This is a genomic window from Micromonospora sp. NPDC049230, from assembly GCF_040647875.1.
GTDB lineage: Bacteria > Actinomycetota > Actinomycetes > Mycobacteriales > Micromonosporaceae > Micromonospora.
The window spans coordinates 104278-120313 of record NZ_JBEZCZ010000021.1; the positions used below are offsets into that span (position 1 = coordinate 104278).

Consider the following 16036-nt stretch of genomic DNA (forward strand, 5'->3'; position numbering starts at 1 on the left):
AACCGGTTGGACCACACTCCGGTGCGGCGGGCGTGGGCCGGCGGATGGGGGAGTGGGGGCGGATGCACCGGTGGCGGAGCGGCACGGCGACGCTTGCCGTCCGGTTGGCCGCGGCCGGCGGCACCACGGCGCGCGTGGCCCGTCGGGTGCCGGAGCCCTGGCCGTACGTCATCGGCCTGTTCCTCGGCGCGAAGCTGCTGCTGACCCTGCTCGGGCTGCTGGTCCTGCACGCCTGGGACGGCGTGCCCGGGGCGCCACCGCCGGACGAGGCGATGATGTGGGCGCAGCAGCGCGAGATCTCCGGGCACCGGTGGATCTCCTTCTGGTTCGCCTGGGACGGGCTGCTCTACCTGCGGCTGAGCGAGCTGCCCCTGAACCAGCCCTGGAACGACTTCGGCTTCCCGCTGCTCTACCCGTTCCTGGCCCGGCCGGTCGGCGCGCTGCTCGGCGGCGACAACGCGCTGGCCCTGCTGTTGATCAGCAACGTCGCGTTCCTGCTGGCGCTCTGGTACGGCTACCGGCTGGCCGAGCTGCTGCTCGGCGACGCGCCCGCCGCCCGCCGGTTCACCCGCTACCTCGTGCTGTTGCCGACCGCGTTCCTGTTCCAGGCCGCGTTGACCGAGTCGCTCTTCGTCTGTCTCGCGTTGGCCGCGTTCTACCACGCCGAGCGAGGGCAGTGGCTGCTCGTCGGCGTGCTCGGCTACTTCCTGGCGATGAGCCGCTCCGTCGGCCTGCTCGTCGCACTGCCGCTGGCCCTGATCCTGCTGCGCCAGCACGACTGGCGGCTCGGCCCGCGCGCCCTGCTCGGCTACCTGCGGATCGGCTGGCCGTTGCTGCTGCTGCCCGCCGGGTGGTTCACCTTCATGGCGTTCTGCCGCTGGCGCGGCGGGGACTGGTTCGCCTACCAGCACGCCCAGCGGATCGGCTGGGGCATCGAGGTGCAGAACCCGGTGCCGGTGCTGCTGAACGGGCTGACCGGGGAGCCACACGACACCGCCCGGGCCCTCTTCGCCGTGGCCGTGCTGGTCGTGCTGGTCGCCGGGTTCCGCCGCCGGGACCTGGCCTACCTGGCGTACGGCGTCCTCATGGTGCTGGTGCCGCTCTCGATGGGCCCGGCGGTCTACCGGAGCCTGCTGCGGTACCTGCTCGCCGCGTTCCCGGTGGCCCTGGTGCTGGCCCGGTGGGCCCGGCACGCCGGCGTCGACGTGTGGCTGACCGCGACGCTCGCCGTGGTGCAGGGCGTGCTGTTCGCGCTCTGGCTCAGCTACTGGACCCACACGATCATCTGATTGGTGTGGCCGTCGTCGGGGCAGGATGAGGCGGTGACCGAACCGCGGGTGCGCCTCGACGACCTGGGGGCCTGGCTGATCAAGGGCAACGCCGACCAGGTCGACCTGACCGCCCGGTTCGCCTGGGATCCGCAGGTGGCCAGCTGGTGCGTACGCCCCGGCTACCGGGCGCGGCTGATGCGCGCCGGACAGGCGGTCGTCTTCTGGGCCAGCGGCAGTCGCCGTCGACTGCCCTACGGGGTGTGGGGGATCGGTCGGGTCACCGGGCCGGCCGAGCCGGGGCCGTCGGGGCAACCCTGGTCGGTGCCCCTGGACCTGCCCATCCTCGCCGAGCGGGACCGGGTGCCCCGGCTGCGACTACGCGCCGACGAGCGGCTCACCGACCTGGAGGTGTTCCGGCAACCGCAGGCGGCCAACCCGTCGTACCTGACCGTGGCGCAGTTCGCGGCACTGCGTAACCATCTGCCGAGCTGAGCGGTGCCCGGTGCGCGCACCCGACGGGCCTGTGCGAGGCTGCTTCTCCATATCCCCCTGGAGGCCCGGTGTTCGCTCTGCCGTTGACCGAGGACGTCGAGCTGCGCCCGCTGGACCCGTGGCGGGCCGAGGAGTTCCTCGCCCACCTGGATCGGGCGCGGGAGCACATCCGGCCCTGGGTGTCGCCGTCGTTCGTCGCCACCGACCTGCCGTCGGCCCGCGCGGTGTTGCAGCGTTACGCCGACCGGTGGGCCAGTGACACCGGCGGCATCTGGGGGCTGTGGTGGCGCGGCACGCTTGTCGGCGGCGTCATGTTCGTCTCGTTCGACGTGACCCGGGGCGTCTGCGAGGTGGGTTGCTGGGTGGAGCCGGCCGCGCAGGGCAGGGGAATCGTCGCCCCGGCGATCCGTCGGATCGTCGACTGGGCGGTCCGCGAGCGCGGCATCCAGCGGGTCGAGTGGCGCACCACCGCCGACAACATGCGCAGCAGGGCCCTGGCCCGGCGACTCGGCCTGCGCCTCGACGGCACGCTCCGCCAGGTCAGCCCGGGCCCGCACGGCCGCATCGACCTGGAGGTCTGGTCGGTGCTGGCCGACGAGTGGCCCGCCGCGCACTCACCGTCCACTGGTGACCGCGAATAGTTGTCATACCCGTGCGGCACCATGCATTCATGGCCGTCCCCGCGCTCACCCCCCACTCCGACCCGCCGCGTTCCGTGCCGCTGCGTGAGGCGCGCACCCGGTTCAGTCAACTTGTCGCGCTCGCCGAGTTGACCGACGCGGTCACCGTCGTCACCCGCGATGGCGATCCCCGCCCGGTCGCCGCGATCGTCCCCGCCGCGGCCGCCCGCAGCGGCGCGCAGGCCCGCGCCGACGCCGACCGGCTCGCCACTGTCACCGCCGGCTGGGCACGGCGCCTGGAGGAGCAGCACCGACGCAGCAGTCAGCGGCACGCCGCCGAGCTGGGTGCGATCCGCGCGGCGCTGGCGCAGGCGTGGGCCGAGCTGGATCGCCGGGTCGTCCCGGGCAGCGACCCGACGCTGGCCCGGCTGCGCGCGGCGCACAACGACCTGCTCGCCGACTGATCAGCCGGTGGCCGGGTAGGCGTGCGTCTCGGCGGCCTTGAGCGCCACCCAGACCCGTTGACCGGGGAGCAGCCGCAGCTGGGCGGCGGCGGCCGGCGTGACGTCGGCGGCCACCCCGATCGGTCCGTCCACCTGCACGCGCACGTTGTCGCCGTGCCGCTGCACGCCGACCACGGTGCCCGCCCAGGTGTTGCGGGGGCTGCCCTGGGGTCGGGTCGGGTGCAGGGCGACCGCCGCCGGGCGGAACGCCACGAACGCCTCGCCGTCGAGCCGGTCGGCGACGGTGAGGGTCAGCTCCGGCGCGACGCGTACCCCATGCCCTTCGGCCCTTCCTCGATAGAGATTGAGCCCGACGAGCCGGGCGACGTAGTCGGTGCGCGGGCGGGCGGTGACACTCGGCCCGTCGCCCTCCTGCACCACCCGGCCACCCTCGACGATCACCAGCCGGTCGGCCAGCGCGAGGGCGTCCAACGGGTCGTGGGTGACAAGCACCGTCGCGCCCGGATGCGCGGACAGGTGGCGGTGCAACTCCGCGCGGGTGTCCAGCCGGGTGCGTGCGTCAAGTGCGGCGAGCGGCTCGTCCAGCAGCAGCAGTGCCGGTGCCACGGCCAGCGCGCGGGCCAGCGCCACCCGCTGCGCCTGCCCGCCGGAGAGCTGCCGGGGCCGGCGCTGCGCCTGCGCGTCGAGCCCCACCCGGGCGAGCCAGTCTCGGGCCGTGGCCCGCGCGGCCCGCCTGTCGACGCCGTGCCGACGCGGCCCGAAGGCCACGTTGTCCAGGGCGCTGAGGTGCGGAAAGAGCAGATACTCCTGGAAGACCACGCCGATCGGCCGGCGTTCGGTGGGCACCCAGCCACGGTCTGCTGGCCGATCCAGGTCGACGCCGTCGAGCGTGACGTGCCCGGCCGTGAGGGGATGCAGCCCGGCCAGCGCGCGCAGCGCGGTGGTCTTGCCGGCGCCGTTCGGGCCGAGCAGCGCGACCACCTCGCCGGGAGCCACCCGCAGCGCGACGTCGAGGCGGAAGGCGCCCCGGTCGACGACGAGCCGGGCGTCGAGCAGCGCCTCGCTCATGCGCCTGTCATCCAGCGGTCCCGCAACGCGACAAGGATGCCCACCGACACGACGAGCAGCACCAGGCTGAGCACTATCGCGGACTCCAGGTCGGTCTCCAGTGCCAGGTAGACGGCGAGCGGCATGGTCTGGGTGCGACCGGGGTAGTTGCCGGCGAAGGTGATCGTGGCACCGAACTCGCCCAACGCCCGCGCCCAGCAGAGCACCGCCCCGGCCGCCAACCCGGGCGCCACCAGCGGCACCGTCACGTGGGTGAAGGTGGTCCAGCGGCCGGCGCCCAGTGTGGCGGCGGCCTCCTCGAAGCGGTGGTCGGCGGCGCGCAGCGCGCCCTCCACGGCGATGACCAGGAACGGCATGGCGACAAACGACTCGGCCACCACGACACCCGTGGTGGTGAAGGGCAGGGTGACGCCGAACGTGGCGTCCAGCCAACCGCCGAGCAACCCCCGCCGGCCGAAGACCAGCAGCAGCGCCACGCCGCCGACCACCGGCGGCAACACCAGCGGCACGGTGACCAGCGCGCGGACCAGCCGGCGGCCGGGAAACTCGACCCGGGCCAGCACCCAGGCCAGCGGCACCCCGAGCAGCAGGCAGAGCACGGTGGCCAGGGTCGCGGTCTGCACCGACAGCCGCAGCGCGGTCAGCGCCCCCGGCGTGGTGAGCCGCTGCGGCAGGGTCGTCCAGGGCGCCCGGATCACCAGACCAGCCAGCGGCAGGACGAGGAAGAGCAACCCCAGCGCGGCGGGGATCAACAGCGCCGCCGGCACCCGCCCTCGCCGTCGGGGGGGCAGGTGGTCGAGGACCCGACTCATGGGGCCTGGAAGCCCGCCTCGGCGAGGACGGCCTGCGCCGGTGCCGAGCGAACGTACGCGACGAGGGCCCGTGCGCCGGCCGGATTGGGTGCGTCCCGCAACGCGACGATCGGGTAGTCGTTGACCGCTCGCGCCGACTCGGGAAACTCGACGCCTGTCACGTCGGCGCTCGCCGCCAGTGCGTCAGTGCGGTAGACAAGGGCCGCGTCGACCTCGCCGAGCCGCACCTTGGCGAGCGCACCCTTGACGTCCTGCTCCAGGGTGACCGGGGTCAGCGCGACGCCGGCCGCGTCCAGGGCGGTGCGGGCCGCCGCCCCGCAGGGCACCTGCCTGGCGCAGAGCGCCACCTTCACGCCGGGCCTGCCCAGGTCGGCCAGCCCGGTCACCCGCCCCGGGTTGCCCCGGGGCACCGCGATCACCAGCTGGTTGCGGGCGAAGACGCTCGGTGCGCCGTCGGCGTTGCCCGCCTCGGTGACAGTGGCCATTGTCGCCGGAGCGGCCGAGGCGAACACGTCCGCCGGTGCGCCCTGATTGACCTGGTTGGCGAGCGCGGAGCTGCCGGCGAAGTTGAGGGTCACGGTGCTGCCCGGGTTGGCGGCCTCGAAGTCCGCGCCGATGCGGGTGAACGACTCGGTCAACGACGCGGCCGCGAAGACCGTCACAGTGCCGGTGACCCGCCCGTCGACGGCACCGCCGGAGGCCCGGTCGGCGCCCGCGCCGCAGCCGGCGACCGTCAGGGCCAGGACCACGGCCATCGCCGTACGTGTCACCCGCGCGCTCATTCGCCCGACCGTCCCCTGCTCGGGGCGGGTGCGGCCCGCTCCACCACCACAGTGGTCGACTTGATCACCGCGACGGCGACCGAGCCGACCCGCAGGTCCAACTCGTCGACCGCCTCCCGGCTCATCAGCGACACGACGCGGAACGGGCCGGCCTGGATGTCGACCTGGGCCATCACGGTGTCCTTGCGGACGTCGACGACGATGCCGCGCAGCCGGTTGCGGGCCGAGGAGAACTCGGCGCCCGCGTCCGGGTCGGCGGCCTGGGCGCGGGCGAACGCGGCCAGGTCGACCCCGTCGATCACCCGGTGGCCGTGCTCGTCGCGCCCGGCCGTCAGCCGCCCGGCGTCGACCCAGCGGCGAATCGTGTCGCTGCTGACGCCGAGCAGGTCGGCCGCCGCACCGATCCGGAACATCGTCACCGGCTCACCCTAGCTGCCGCATCCGCGGGCAGGAAAGGCCGGATCGAGCCGTGTCCGCGTACTCCGGTGGGTCTTTTCGGCCGCAGGTGCGCGGGGGCGGCTCAGCCGACGCGGTTGTCGTACGTCGCGCGGTTGGCGAGCACGTCGTCCATGTGCGTCTCGGCCCAGCCCTTCAGGCCGCGAATGACCTCGTGCAGGGAGACACCGAGGTCGGTCAGCTGGTAGGTGACGGTGACGGGCACTGTCGGCACCACGGTGCGGGTGATCAGACCGTCGCGTTCCAGGGAGCGCAGCGTCTGGGTCAGCATCTTCTGACTGACCCCGGCCAGGAGGCGCGACAGTTCCGAGTAGCGCAGCGGGCGGGGCTCGCTGGCGCAGTCGGCGCCGAACCGGTGCGAGCCGTCGCTGCGGAGCGCGGCCAGCACCAACGTGACCCACTTGTCCGCGATGCGGTCGAGCAGCTTGCGGCTCGGACACTGTGCCAGGAACGCGTCGTATTCCACCTTGGCCTGAGCCCTCTGCCGCGCCGCCGTCGTCGTTGTCATCGAACCGCTCCTTCCGCCACTGGGGGAGTTACGCACCTTCAGGTGCCTACTTCCCGTAGTGAAGTTACACCCCGATAGTGGAGCAGGTAAGCGATGCACCGACACGGCTCGGTACGACACGAAAACCAGAGGTAAGAACATGGCCTCCACCTCCCTTCCCGGCGGCACCTGGACGCTGGGAGACCTGACGGTCACCCGGTTCGGCTACGGCGCCATGCAGCTGGCCGGCCCGTGGGTCATGGGACCGCCGGCCGACCACGCCGGCGCACTCGCCGTCCTGCGCGCGGCCGTCGAGCAGGGCATCACCCACATCGACACCTCCGAGGCATACGGGCCGCAGGTCACCAACCAGCTGATCCGGGAAGCGCTGCACCCGTACCCCGATTCGCTGCACATCGTGACCAAGGTCGGCGCGAACCGCGACCAGCAGGGCGGCTGGCCCCCGGCCCGTGACCCGCAAAGCCTGCGCCGGTCCGTGCACGAGAACCTCGAGACCCTCGGTCTCGACGTGCTCGACCTTGTCAACCTCCGGCTCGGCGACGCCGCGGGCCCGCAGCCCGAATCGGTCGCCGAGGCGTTCGAGACTCTTGTCGATCTTCAGCGGGAGGGCCTGATCCGGCACCTCGGAGTGAGCAACGCGACGCCGGAACAGGTCGCCGAGGCGCAGGCCATCGCCCCGATCGTGTGCGTGCAGAACAGGTACAACCTCGCGCACCGCCAGGACGACGAGCTGATCGACGCGCTCGCCGAGCAGGGCATCGCCTATGTGCCGTTCTTCCCCCTCGGCGGCTTCAGTCCTCTGCAATCCTCGCTGCTCTCGACAGTGGCCGCCCGGCTGGAGGCGGCGCCGATGTCGGTCGCCCTGGCCTGGCTGCTGCGGCGTTCACCGAACATCCTGCTGATCGCGGGCACCTCGTCCACGGCACACCTACGCGAGAACATCGCGGGCGCCGCCCTGCCCCTGTCCGACGAAGACCTCGCCGAGCTGGACAAGATCGGCCGCTAGCGAGAAGGGTGGACCCGCCCGCGTTTCCGACGGGTCCACCCGGTGCCGTCAGCAGTCGCGACGACCGCCCCGCCCCGCCCGAGCACGGTGCCCGTCATCAAGATCCGCGCAACTACCCCGATGTTGTGCGGATCTTGGCGCTTGGCGCTCGGCGCGGGGGCGGGCGTGCGGGTCGGGTCGGCAGGGGAGGCTGGGCCGCGGGGACGTCAACGACCCGCGGGCGCGCCGCGGGAAAGAACTGCGATCCGGCCCAGGTCAGGGGCGGCGGGGGTGGCCCTTGAGGTGCCTGCCCAGCTCGCGGGCGATCTCCCGGTTGGCGTCCCGCTCGGCCATCGTCTGCCGCTTGTCGTAGGAGCGCTTGCCCTTGGCCAGGGCCAACTCGACCTTGGCGAAGCCGTTCTCGAAGTACATCGACAACGGGACCAGCGTCACCCCACCCTCGCGGACCTTGTCCAGGATCCGGTCGATCTCGGCCCGGTGCAGCAGCAGCTTGCGGTTGCGGCGGGGGGCGTGGTTGGTCCACGTGCCGTACGCGTACTCGGCGATGTGCAGGCCGTACAGCACGATCTCGCCGTCGCGCTCGTGCGCGAACGCGTCGACAAGCGAGGCCCGCCCCTCGCGCAGCGACTTCACCTCGGTGCCGACCAGCACGATGCCCGCCTCGTACGTGCGCAGCACCGTGTACTCGTGCCGGGCCTTCTTGTTCGAGGCGATCAACCGGCGCTCGGGCTTCTTGGACGGTGTCACCCGGCGACGATATCCGGCCGCCAGCCCGGTCAGTCGACCGCCGGGCGGTCGTGTCGCAGCCGTGCGACCAGATCTCGCACCGCCTGCCCGAACGCCTCCTCGGACTCGCACGGCCAGTGCCCCAGGATCGGCGGGGGGACACTGTCGCTGGGCGGAGGCACCACGTCCTGCGGATCGGTCAACCGACGATCCACCGCCGCTGCCGGCCCGGTCAGCGTCTCGGTGTCGCCGGGCCGGTGGGAGGCGAAGATCCAGCCGCCGATCGGGTCCGTGTCGCGCCACAGGTTGACCCACCGCCAACCCACCCGCTCGCCGACCTCCCGCAGCGTCGACACGTCGACGGAGGCGGGAAACAGCCGCGAGTACAACCGGCCCAGGGGCGACCCGTAGGTCAGCAGGGCGACCCGGTCGGTGACCCGGGCCGGCAGCTGGAGCACCGTGGCGGCGAGCAGCACCGAGCCGTGGCTGTGCCCGGTCAGCAACACCCCCTGCCCCTGATCCACCAGGTAGGTGATGCGCTTGGCCAACTCCGGCACGGCCCGCTCGGCGTAGCAGGGCGGAGCGAACGGGTGCGCCGCGCGGGGCCAGAAGGTGCCCAGGTCCCACAGGACGCCCACGTACCGGCGAAACCCGGCCGTGCGGTAGGCGAAGAGGCCGCCGATCACGAGTCCGAGAATGATCGCGGCGATCACATAACTGCCCATGCCGATGAAGAAGTTGACGAAGCCGTCGGGCACGCCCAGGAACCGCTGGGTCATGTCGCCGGGGTAGATCTGGAACAGTCCGACCGCACTGGTGGCCAGCCCCAACGCGGCCAGCCCCGCGTAGACCACGGTGAGCGGCTCCAGCCGTTCGGTGAACCGGGCCCGTGCCACCGCCCGTTCGACCTGGCGCAGTCGGTCGGCCGCCCCCGGGGGCGCGTGCGGGAAGTCCTCGGCCACGATTGCCCGCGCGGCCCGCCACCGACGGCGTCGGGTCAGCACCGTGACCAGGGCGGCCACCAGCAGTGCGCCCAACACCGCGAGGAAAAAGCTGAAGATCGCCCACTTGTACGCCAGCGGCGGGCTCGTGGCGATTCCGTCGGCGGTTGTCCCCTCCCGGTCCAGGAGGTCAGCGGTCCGGTAGACCAACTCGGCGGAGAAGGCCACCGCGAGTCCGGCGGCGATCGTCACGAGGACCGGTGAGCCCAGTGCGCGCAGGCTAGCGGGCCGCAGTCCTCCGACGCGCTGCTGACGACCCCGCCGCGAGATCACCACGGCGGCGAGGACCGTGATCAGCACGGTCTGGCTGACGAACAACCCGGCCACTGTGGCGCCGTACCCGGGCAGTGCGCGGCTCTGCGGCCACGGCGCCGGGCTGGCGAGGACGTGCACGATCACCAGGACCGTCAGGCCGCAGGTGACCGTGCGCAGTCCACGGGTGAGCCCGTCCACCAGGGGTGCCGGTTCGGGCCGGTCGATGCTCCGCACCGCGCTGACCAGGACCAGGCAGGCCAGCAGTACCGCGCCGACGGCCACCACCAGCGCCACCATCACCCAGGTGCGGTGCTGGCTGGACTCGGCGAGCAGCAGGCTGCCGTCCAGCGTGGCGAAGGCGGCGGCGACGTGCACCGACCGCAGGCGACCGACGAGCGGTGCCCCGTCCCACTGGCCGACCGCGCTCAACCGATGCCGCGACGTCGCCGGTCCGCCGGTGTGGAACGCGTCGAACGAGTGGCTGAGGCGGGTACTCAACCACCAGAGGACACCGACGGCGGCGATCGCCACCAGCGCCAGCACACCAAGGCGCACCCCGACCGGGCGGCCCCCGAGCCAGGACAGCCAGCTCCGTCCCGCCAGGCAGGACGGGTCGCCCATGCAGCGCCAGGCGATCAGGTCCAGCACCACGCCGACGATGGAGAGCACGTAGAGCATGGTGAGGCTGAGAGCGAGCGCCCTACCGAGGGCGACGACGACGCTCTTCGGGGCCTGGGGCACCGGGTGCATCCAGATCGCCACGTTGCAGAGCATGAACGGCAGCAGGAACACCAGTGACAGCGTCCGCACGGCCGTGCCGGACGGCAGGTCACTCCAGCGGTACGCCTCCAGCGTCACCCCGTCCGTCGCTTCGGACTCCGGATAGCCGGGCCGGGTGCGGTAGAACCCGCCGTTGCGGTCCCCGGCGACCTGTTGCACGTACGGCCGGTCCAACACCTGGTCCGCGCCCGCACCGGATACGCCGTGCACCCGCAACTGAACGATCCCACCCGACGTCGTCGGTCCGGTCGGCGACACGTCCGCCATGGGCCCCCCGAGGTGTGCGCGGCAGCGGGGCGTGTCGTCGACGGACGACCACCCACGCGGCTCCCCGGCTTACCCGTCCCGAACCCGGTCAACCGTGCCGCGCGGCTCGGGCCAGGTGCGGCCGACCGGCAGGAGGTGATTTCATGGCGCCATGGCGAACCCGGTGATCCTGACCGTCGACGACGACCCCGTGGTGTCCCGTGCGGTGGCCCGGGACATCCGCCGGCGCTACGGGGACCGCTACCGGGTGCTGCGGGCGTCCTCCGGACCGGAGGCGCTGGACGCGCTGCGGGAGGTCAAGCTGCGCGGCGAGCAGGTGGCGCTGCTCCTGGCCGACCACCGGATGCCGGAGATGACCGGGGTGGAGTTCCTGGAGGCCGCCATGGACATCTTCCCGGCCGCCCGCCGGGTGCTGCTCACCGCCTACGCGGACACCGACGCCGCGATCGAGGCGATCAACGTCGTCGACCTGGACCACTACCTGCTCAAACCCTGGCATCCGCCGGAGGAGAAGCTGTACCCGGTGGTCGACGGGCTGCTGGAGGCGTGGTCGGCCACCCCGGACGCGGCGAGCGCCGAGATCCGGGTCGTCGGGCACCGCTGGTCCGCGCCGTCGTTCAAGGTCCGTGACTTCCTGGCGCGCAACCTGGTGCCGTACCGGTGGATGCTCTCCGACGACCCGGAGGGCGCCCGCCTGCTCGACGCGGCCGGGGCCACCGAGGCGGACGTACCGCTGGTGGTGACGCCCGAGGGCAAGGCGCTTGTCGCCCCCAGCGAGGCCGAGTTGGCCGCGCTCGCCGGGTTGACGGTGGTGCCGGCGTGTGACTTCTACGACCTGGTGGTGATCGGCGGCGGGCCGGCCGGCCTCGGCTCGGCGGTGTACGGCGCGTCGGAGGGGCTGCGCACCGTGCTCGTCGAACGGCGGGCGACCGGCGGGCAGGCCGGGCAGAGCAGCCGGATCGAGAACTACCTGGGCTTTCCCGACGGCGTCTCGGGCGCGCAGTTGACCGATCGGGCCCGGCGGCAGGCGGTCAAGTTCGGCGCCGAGCTGCTCAGTGCCCGGGAGGTGGTCGGTCTGAGTGAGGCCGGTGGCGCCCGTCTGTTGCGCTTCGGCGACGGCTCCGAGATCGCGGCGCACACGGTGGTCCTGGCCACCGGGGTGTCGTACCGGGTGCTCGACGCTCCCGGGCTTGCCGACTTCACCGGTCGGGGGGTCTTCTACGGCGCCGCCGCCACCGAGGCGCCGAGCTGCGTGGAGCAGGACGTGTACATCGTCGGCGGGGCCAACTCCGCCGGCCAGGCGGCGGTGCACTTCTCCCGGTACGCGGCGCGGGTGCACCTGCTGATCCGGGGTGCGGACCTGACCGCGTCGATGTCGCGTTACCTGATCGACCAGTTGGAACGGATCGACCGGATCACCGTGCACCCGCACACGGCGGTGGCCGGTGGGGCGGGTGCTGATCACCTGGAGCGGCTCACCCTGTGTGACACCCGCACCGGGGAGGCCCGCTCGGTCGACACCTCCTGGCTGTTCATCTTCATCGGCGCGGAGCCCCGCACCGACTGGCTGGACGGGGTGCTGGTCCGTGACGGGCGTGGCTTCATCGTCACCGGCCCGGACCTGCTGGCCGGTGGACGTCGACCGGCCGGCTGGTCGCTGTCGCGCGACCCGTACCACCTGGAGACCAGTGTCCCGGGGGTGTTCGCGGCCGGGGACGTGCGGGCCGAGTCGGTCAAGCGGGTCGCCTCGGCCGTCGGCGAGGGCGCGATGGCCGTCTCGCTCGTGCACCGCTACCTGGAGGCCCAATGACCAGCGAGTCCGATCGACTGACACCCGCGCAGTTGCGTACCCTGTTCCTGTTCGAGGCTCTCGACGAGGGGCAGCTCGACTGGCTGGCCGAGCGTGGCCGGGTGGAGCAGCGCGCCGGTGGCACCCTCGTGTACGCCGAGGGTGAGCCCGCGACCTGCTTCTTCGTGCTGGTGCGCGGCGCGGTGGCGCTGAGCCGGCAGGTGCGCGGCGACGACGTCGAGGTCAGCCGGACCGACCAGCGCGGGGTGTACGCCGGCGCCACCCAGGCGTACCTGGGTGAGCAGGTCGAGCAGAACTACCTGCACAGCCTGCGGGCGCTTGTCGACTCGGACTTCTTCGTGTTGCCGGCGGAGGATTTCGCGCATGTCCTGCGGACCTGGTTTCCGATGCCGATGCACCTGTTGGAGGGGCTGTTCTTCGGGATGCGGGACAGCCAGACCATCGTCGGTGAACGGGAGCGGCTGCTGGCCCTCGGCTCACTCTCGGCTGGGCTGACCCACGAGTTGAACAATCCGGCGGCGGCGGCGGTGCGGGCCACCTCGGTTCTGCGCGACAGGGTCGCCGGGATGCGGCACAAACTCGCGATGATCGCCGACGGTCGGCTCGACGGCAGCGCCCTGCACGGCCTCGTCGCGTTGCAGGAGGAGGCGGTGTCCCGGGTGGCCACCGCGCCGAAGCTGACGCCGATGGCCACCGCCGACGCCGAGGACACCCTCACCGACTGGTTGGACGAGCACGGGGTCTCTGGGGCGTGGGACCTGGCGCCGATCCTGGTCGGCGGTGGGCTCGACGCGGCCTGGTTGGCGCAGGTGAAGGCGGCGGTCGGTGCCGCGGACCTGGAGGCGGCGGTGCGCTGGCTCACCTACACCGTCGACACGGAGCTGCTGATGCGCGAGATCGGCGACGCGGTCACCCGGGTCTCCGGCCTGGTCGGCGCCGCCAAGCAGTACGCGCAACTGGACCGTGCGCCGTACCGGGTGGTGGACGTGCACGACCTGCTCGACGCCACGCTCGTGATGTTCAAGGGGAAGATCCCCGCCGAGGTCAAGCTGGTCCGCGAGTACGACCGCGGCATCCCGCACATCCCGGCGTACGCGGCCGAGCTGAACCAGGTGTGGACCAACCTGATCGACAACGCGTTGGGCGCGATGGGGGAGAAGGGTGTGCTGACCGTGCGCACCGGCCTGGTCGGGGACCTGCTGGCGGTGGAGGTCACCGACACCGGTCCGGGTATCCCGCCCGAGGTGCGTCCGCGCATCTTCGAGCCGTTCTTCACCACCAAGCCGGTCGGTGCGGGCACCGGCCTGGGGCTGGACATCTCGTACCGGATCGTGGTGCACAAGCACCACGGCGACATCCGGGTGGAGACCGAGCCCGGACGGACCACGTTCCGGGTGCTGCTGCCGATCACGGAGGGCTCGCCGGACCTGCCCCGCGACGCGCCGACTACCTAAAGACATCGGGTGGTGGCGGCCAGTAGTCTCGGGCGGCGTTCGTGATCCCCGCCCCGAGGAGGGTCCCGTGGAGTCGATGGCCCGCCAGCGCACCTCCGTCGAGAACGACGAGCAGCCGGACGATCCACCGGGCACGATGCTGCCGGAGTTGGAGGACCGCGACTGGCTGCACCACGCGCAGGAGTTCGCGCACACCAGCTTCTGGGCGGTGGCCCGTCGACTGCCCCGGCTGGTCCGCGAGGCGGTCGGCTTGGCCTGGGCCACCAACCGTCGGGACACTGTCGCCTCCATCGGCCTGAACATCGCCGCAGGGGTGATGACCACGTTCGGTCTGCTCGCCACGACAAGCGTGCTGCGCGAGTTGTTCGCCGCCGGCCCCACCCCGGACCGGGTCCGCTCGGCCCTGCCGGCGCTGATCGTGGCCGCGGCGGCGGTGTCGGCGCGCGGCGGCCTGACGATCGCGGCCGGCTGGGCCCAGGCCCGGCTGACCCCACAGATCAACTATCAGGTGGAGCTGCGGTTGTTCGAGGCCACCACGGCGGTGGACCTCGCGGCGTTCGACGACGCCGGCTTCGCCGAGGAGATGGACCGCGCCCGCGACCGGGGGATGGCCGAGGCCGCGTGGATCGTCGACCACACGGTCAACCTGGTCACCGGCGTGGTCGGGATGCTCGCCACCGCCGTCGCGGTGACAGTCATCCAACCGCTGCTGCTGCCCTGCCTGCTGCTCGCCGCCGTGCCCCAGGCGATCACGGCGGTGCGGATGGCCCGCCGGGAGTACCTGGCGATGCTGGCCCGGATCACCCGCCGACGTCGGATGTGGATGCTGGCCCACCTGATGGCCAACCGGCACACCGCCGCCGAGGTGCGCGCGTACCAGATGCGCGACTTCCTGCTCGCCGAGTACCGCGGGGTGATGGCCGTCGAGACCCGTGCCCAACTGCGGCTGGTCCGCTCGCAGACCGGCACCCGGGTGGTCGGCGCCACGGTGGCGGGGTTGGCCACCTTCGGTGTGTACGCGGTCCTCGGCGGCCTGCTGCTGGCCGGGATGGTCGCCCTGGCCGCCGCGGCCACCGCCCTGCTCGCGTTGCAGTCCGCGCGAAGCAGCCTGGGCGTGGCTGTCGTCGCCACCAACTCGCTGTACGAGGATGCCCTCTACTACCAGGACTACCGGGACTTCCTGGCCCGTGCACACGCCCGGGTGCCGATCGGGGGCAACCGGGTGACCGACGGTGTCGACGTGATCGAGCTGGACGACGTGAGCCTGCGCTACCCCGACACCGACGCCCCGGCGGTGGACCGGGTCAGCCTCACCATCCGGCGCGGTGAGGTGATCGCGCTGGTCGGCGAGAACGGCTCCGGCAAGACCACACTGGCCAAACTGATCGCGGGGCTCTACCGGCCGACCGGCGGGGTGATCCGCTGGGATGGTGTCGACGCCGCCGAGTTGGACCCGCGCGCCCTGGGTGCCCAGGTGGCCGTGATGACCCAGGAGTGGTGGAAGTTCCCGTTCACCGCCGGGCAGAACATCCGCGTCGGGCGGCACGACCGCCCACCGGACCGGTCCGGCCCGAGCGTGCGGGAGGCGGCCGACGCCGCCGCCGCGCACGACATGATCGTCGGCCTGCCGCACGGCTACGACACGTTGCTCGACCGGGAGTTCAAGGATGGCCACGAGCTGTCCGGCGGGCAGTGGCAGCGGCTCGTCGCGGCCCGTGGCCTCTACCGCGACGCCGCACTGCTGATCTGTGACGAACCCTCGGCCGCCCTGGACGCGCGTGCCGAACACGCCCTGTTCCAGCACCTGCGCCGTCGCCCCGACCGCGCGGTCGTCCTGATCACCCACCGGCTGGCCAACGTCCGGCACGCCGACCGGATCTTCGTGCTGGAACGGGGTCGACTCGTCCAGCAGGGCGGTCACGACGAGCTGATGGCGGCCGGCGGCATCTACCGCGAACTGTTCGGCCTCCAGGCCAGCGGCTACCTGACCGACGCCAACGACGCCCGGCCCAACTGACGCCTCGCGGGCCCCGCCCCGCGCCGCGCCGCCCTCGCCTCTCCCGCGCGCCGTCAAGATCGTGCTCGATCCTGGTTGTAGTGGCATCCCACGGCGAGGCCACTACTTCAAGGACAACGCCGTTGCGTCAGGTGGAACGGCTGTTCGTCAACCAGCACTGCCTCGCCGATCATGGAGTTGTGGTGGGTAACAGAACGCCCGTAAAACCCCAAAGTCGGCACCACAACTCCATGATCGCCAAGCCGGG

The 16036-nt window shown here is 72.4% G+C and carries 15 protein-coding genes; 8 read left to right on the forward strand and 7 right to left on the reverse strand.

What is annotated here, in order from left to right; all coding sequences use genetic code 11:
* The first annotated feature begins 62 nt into the window (after window positions 1–62).
* From AB0A95_RS19290 to AB0A95_RS19305, 4 genes are all read left to right on the forward strand, one after another.
* Window positions 63–1289 carry a hypothetical protein gene (locus AB0A95_RS19290; protein ID WP_357557096.1) on the forward strand — a complete coding sequence of 409 codons (1227 nt, stop codon included), beginning with the start codon at window positions 63–65 and terminating at the stop codon, window positions 1287–1289.
* 33 nt (window positions 1290–1322) lie between these two features.
* Window positions 1323–1763 (forward strand): hypothetical protein, encoded by a 441-nt coding sequence (locus tag AB0A95_RS19295; protein ID WP_357557097.1) that lies wholly within the window; start codon window positions 1323–1325, stop codon window positions 1761–1763.
* A gap of 68 nt (window positions 1764–1831) precedes the next feature.
* Complete coding sequence (locus AB0A95_RS19300) at window positions 1832–2404, forward strand: GNAT family protein (RefSeq protein WP_357557098.1); 573 nt, start codon at window positions 1832–1834, stop codon at window positions 2402–2404.
* Between the two features lie 29 nt (window positions 2405–2433).
* Window positions 2434–2847 (forward strand): type II toxin-antitoxin system Phd/YefM family antitoxin, encoded by a 414-nt coding sequence (locus tag AB0A95_RS19305; protein WP_357557099.1) that lies wholly within the window; start codon window positions 2434–2436, stop codon window positions 2845–2847.
* Here AB0A95_RS19305 and AB0A95_RS19310 read toward each other — a convergent pair whose 3' ends face one another.
* From AB0A95_RS19310 to AB0A95_RS19330, 5 genes are all read right to left on the reverse strand, one after another.
* A complete protein-coding gene (locus AB0A95_RS19310) occupies window positions 2848–3915 on the reverse strand; it encodes an ABC transporter ATP-binding protein (RefSeq protein ID WP_357557100.1) in 1068 nt (355 codons plus the stop codon).
* Window positions 3912–4727 (reverse strand): ABC transporter permease, encoded by an 816-nt coding sequence (locus AB0A95_RS19315; RefSeq protein ID WP_357557101.1) that lies wholly within the window; start codon window positions 4725–4727, stop codon window positions 3912–3914. Before AB0A95_RS19315 ends, AB0A95_RS19310 begins: the two co-directional genes overlap by 4 nt.
* Window positions 4724–5509 (reverse strand): molybdate ABC transporter substrate-binding protein, encoded by a 786-nt coding sequence (modA, locus tag AB0A95_RS19320; protein WP_357557102.1) that lies wholly within the window; start codon window positions 5507–5509, stop codon window positions 4724–4726. The genes AB0A95_RS19315 and modA overlap by 4 nt, the downstream gene beginning before the upstream one ends.
* Complete coding sequence (locus AB0A95_RS19325) at window positions 5506–5928, reverse strand: TOBE domain-containing protein (RefSeq protein WP_357557103.1); 423 nt, start codon at window positions 5926–5928, stop codon at window positions 5506–5508. The genes modA and AB0A95_RS19325 overlap by 4 nt, the downstream gene beginning before the upstream one ends.
* Window positions 5929–6029: 101 nt before the next feature.
* The gene (locus AB0A95_RS19330) at window positions 6030–6473 is read right to left on the reverse strand and encodes a helix-turn-helix domain-containing protein (RefSeq protein ID WP_357557104.1); all 444 of its coding nucleotides are present in this window, start codon (window positions 6471–6473) and stop codon (window positions 6030–6032) included.
* A gap of 139 nt (window positions 6474–6612) precedes the next feature.
* Between AB0A95_RS19330 and AB0A95_RS19335 the strand changes: the two genes are divergently transcribed.
* Complete coding sequence (locus tag AB0A95_RS19335) at window positions 6613–7479, forward strand: aldo/keto reductase family oxidoreductase (protein WP_357557105.1); 867 nt, start codon at window positions 6613–6615, stop codon at window positions 7477–7479.
* Between the two features lie 255 nt (window positions 7480–7734).
* On the opposite strand, the gene smpB is transcribed toward AB0A95_RS19335, so the two are convergent.
* Together smpB and AB0A95_RS19345 are read right to left on the reverse strand one after the other, a co-directional pair.
* The gene (smpB, locus tag AB0A95_RS19340) at window positions 7735–8226 is read right to left on the reverse strand and encodes an SsrA-binding protein SmpB (protein ID WP_357557106.1); all 492 of its coding nucleotides are present in this window, start codon (window positions 8224–8226) and stop codon (window positions 7735–7737) included.
* Between the two features lie 29 nt (window positions 8227–8255).
* Complete coding sequence (locus AB0A95_RS19345; RefSeq protein WP_357557107.1) at window positions 8256–10508, reverse strand: hypothetical protein; 2253 nt, start codon at window positions 10506–10508, stop codon at window positions 8256–8258.
* 151 nt (window positions 10509–10659) lie between these two features.
* On the opposite strand from AB0A95_RS19345, the gene AB0A95_RS19350 reads away from it, so the two are divergent.
* The 3 genes from AB0A95_RS19350 (at window position 10660) to AB0A95_RS19360 (ending at window position 15789) form a co-directional block, all read left to right on the forward strand.
* A complete protein-coding gene (locus AB0A95_RS19350; RefSeq protein ID WP_357557108.1) occupies window positions 10660–12318 on the forward strand; it encodes an FAD-dependent oxidoreductase in 1659 nt (552 codons plus the stop codon).
* Window positions 12315–13772, forward strand: coding sequence for an ATP-binding protein (locus AB0A95_RS19355; protein WP_357557109.1), 1458 nt, complete (start codon window positions 12315–12317; stop codon window positions 13770–13772). The genes AB0A95_RS19350 and AB0A95_RS19355 overlap by 4 nt, the downstream gene beginning before the upstream one ends.
* A 76-nt stretch (window positions 13773–13848) precedes the next feature.
* Window positions 13849–15789, forward strand: coding sequence for an ABC transporter ATP-binding protein (locus tag AB0A95_RS19360; RefSeq protein WP_357557115.1), 1941 nt, complete (start codon window positions 13849–13851; stop codon window positions 15787–15789).
* Window positions 15790–16036: the final 247 nt, after the last annotated feature.